Below are 2,926 nucleotides of genomic sequence, written 5' to 3'. Positions count from 1 at the left end.
GTCGTTCAAAAAGTCCAAGTAGCGGTACGAGATGGACAAATTAAGGGAAGTTCGACAATGTTTCTACCATTGTCACCAGTTCTTTCAGTACTAAGCCAAATTGAGATAGTAAAACTGAATGCTTCGTATGTCTTCATCAGTTTCCCCCTTCTCTGGGAGTTCAGCTGCCACCTTGCTATATGTAGTTTTATATGATTGTAGTAATTCCAAAAAAATCTCTATAAAAATACAAAAATCTTTTCATTTATCCTAAATAACAGATTCTCCTTTTGCATAGTGTTATTTGAACATATGAAACTTAAAAGAAAGTCCCATATAGAATTACACTCAATTAAGCAATCTTATTTTTTGAGCAATGATTGTAGTCGTAAAAAAGCAAGGAATCCTTGCTAGCTTTCTTCATTAATTATGCGAAAATTTAAATAAGGAGGGAAGGAAATGAACATTGGTGAAAAGCTAAAGTTAAGAAGGAAAAAAGCAGGTTTTACTCAGGAACAAGTGGCGGAAAAAATGAATATAACGAGGCAAACCCTTTCGAATTGGGAAGTCGGGAAAAACTTCCCTGATATTGACTCCATAATTAAGCTAAGCCATATCTACCAACTCTCCTTAGATGAATTTTTATTAGGTAAAATTTTTTTCAAAGGAGCGATGGCAATGGTAAAGAAGTTACCGGAATTGGAGATTCAAAATTTGATTCAAATGCATTATCCTTCTGCTGATAATATAAAAGAGCTTAACGGTGGTCTTGTCTCTCAAACGTACTCCTTCAACTCAATTAATGACCGCTATGTTTTTCAAGTAGGAAATCGATTCGAAGTGTATGAAAAAGAGAGATGGGTTTACCATCGCTTTCATCATCTTCTTCCTTTAAGGGAGGTGTTGGCTATACAGGTAACTGAAAGTGATGTCCCTTACTCCATTTCTAAATTTATTGAAGGAACAAAATTATTTGATTTAAATAGCCAGGAAATACTAGATGTTTGTCCTGTTGTAGAAAAAAACCTTGAGGTATTGGAAGCAATTGAAATTACCGGACAGAATGGATATGGTCGATTTGATCATACTGGGCAGGCGGGTTATCCAACCTGGGAGGATTATATAAAGGCAGTTTACAATGAGAATATTTATGATTGGTCATCCCTGGAACGAAATGGATTAGATTCGGATGTAGTTGAAAAAGCTATTAAAGAGTTGAAATCCCATATTAAGAGTGTTTCTTTAAGTAAAAAATATTTAGTTCATGGAGATTTAGGTTCATTCAATTTATTGGCAAAAGACGGGCAAATTGCTGGAATGATCGATTGGAGCCTTTCTTTATACGGGGATCATTTATACGACAAAGCAAATATTCTTTTTTGGAATGAGGATAAGCTCCAGCCACTCATACATCGGATTACAAATAGGTATATGAGTTCTCCTGAATCTAAGGAAAAAATATACTGCTATATGCTTCGCATTGGTCTGGAGGAAATTCACAATACAGTTATTCTTAACGAAATAGGTTATGACATTGAATGGGTTGCAAATAGATTGCAACAAATTATTAATAATTTTCATTGAAGGAAGAAAATAATTAAAGAAATATAGCCCTTGGATAAAGTAAACCAAATCAATGAACAACGTATGAATTTCAACGTTGTTTTTTTTATTTGTACCTAAGCCATTATTTTTCTTGTTTGCAAAAAAGGGCTTTTCATTTCAAATGATGTTGTAACGATAATAGTGTACGGTACATAGTATAGAACAAATACTGTATGACATATAGTAATAACATATAGCAATGATAAATGAGGTGGGTGAATGAGTGCTTTATTGAATTCATTATCGACAGAGCTTAGGAGAGGAACATTGACATTAGCCGTTTTAAGTCAATTGCGAACACCACAGTATGGATATTCACTTGTTCAGTTATTGGAGGAATCAGGCATTAGCATTGATCAAAGTACTTTATATCCATTGCTTCGCCGTTTAGAAAAACAGGAGTTAGTCACAAGCAGCTGGGATACATCTGAGAGCAGACCGCGTAAGTATTATGTTTTAAGTGAATACGGTCTGGAAATCTTTTTACAGTTAAAAAAGGAATGGATTAAGAATTCGAAAGAACTTTATGGTTTATTGAAAGGGGATGAGGAAGATGAATTTAATTGAGGTTTATATTCAAGAAGTCACTCGCAGGCTGCCAGAGAAAGGACGTGCGGATATTGCACTCGAGCTGCGTTCAACCATTGAGGATATGCTGCCTGACGATTACAGCGAGGAAGATGTTAAGGCGGCCCTTGAAAAATTAGGGAATCCGGCAGCATTAGCGAGCGGGTATCGAGACCAGCCCATGCATCTAATAGGTCCACGTTATTTTGATGTATATGTTTCGTTATTAAAAATGATTTTACCAATTGCTGCTGTAGTCTCACTGATTTCTATGATTGCCAAATATGTGATCGGGTATAGTGGAGAAGAGGCTATTGTAAATGTTGTTCTTACTATAATGGGCGAAGGGATATGGAAAGTAATTGAAGTGGGCATTCAAACCTTTTTCTGGCTAACGCTTGTTTTCGCTCTTATAGAAAGAATGGATAAAGGAAAAGATCAACAGCCGTTATCGGCAAGTCTAAAAAAATGGACGCCTGATGATTTGAAAAACATCACTTATATTCCTAAGAAAAAAGCTATAAAAAAGTGCGAAGTATTTGGAAGTTTAATGTGGACAGCGATTTGGGCAACCCTTTATTTTTATGCGAATCACCTTACAGGTATTTATAAGGGAGACGGAAATCATCTTGAACTGGTCATTCCGGCTTTTAATCAAGAAGTTTTATTTCAATATTGGCCATTCGTTCTAGTTGTCATCGTCCTTGAGATTACACTAGCACTCTATAAATTAATCAAAGGACAATGGACAAAAAAAATAGCCATCTTCAACACG

The 2,926-nt window shown here is 35.5% G+C and carries 3 protein-coding genes; all 3 read left to right on the top strand.

Features of this window, described 5'->3' with window-relative positions:
* The first annotated feature begins 438 nt into the window (after positions 1-438).
* Complete coding sequence (locus V7149_RS04045; protein WP_335344374.1) at positions 439-1,563, top strand: helix-turn-helix domain-containing protein; 1,125 nt, start codon at positions 439-441, stop codon at positions 1,561-1,563.
* 240 nt (positions 1,564-1,803) lie between these two features.
* Entirely contained in the window at positions 1,804-2,151 is a 348-nt protein-coding gene (locus tag V7149_RS04040) for a PadR family transcriptional regulator (RefSeq protein ID WP_335344373.1), read from the top strand.
* The coding region (locus V7149_RS04035; protein WP_335344372.1) for an HAAS signaling domain-containing protein at positions 2,138-2,926 on the top strand (789 nt) is incomplete at its 3' end. The genes V7149_RS04040 and V7149_RS04035, both read left to right, overlap by 14 nt.

This window comes from Bacillus sp. JJ1503, assembly GCF_036965125.1.
Lineage (GTDB): Bacteria > Bacillota > Bacilli > Bacillales > Cytobacillaceae > Cytobacillus.
This window is presented reverse-complemented; position numbering and strand designations above follow the sequence as displayed.

What these genes read in the sequence shown, in the direction of transcription:
- V7149_RS04040 (WP_335344373.1), top strand. Translation starts at nt 1,804, where the DNA reads ATGAGTGCTTTATTGAATTCATTATCGACAGAGCTTAGGAGAGGAACA.
- V7149_RS04045 (WP_335344374.1), top strand. Translation starts at nt 439, where the DNA reads ATGAACATTGGTGAAAAGCTAAAGTTAAGAAGGAAAAAAGCAGGTTTT.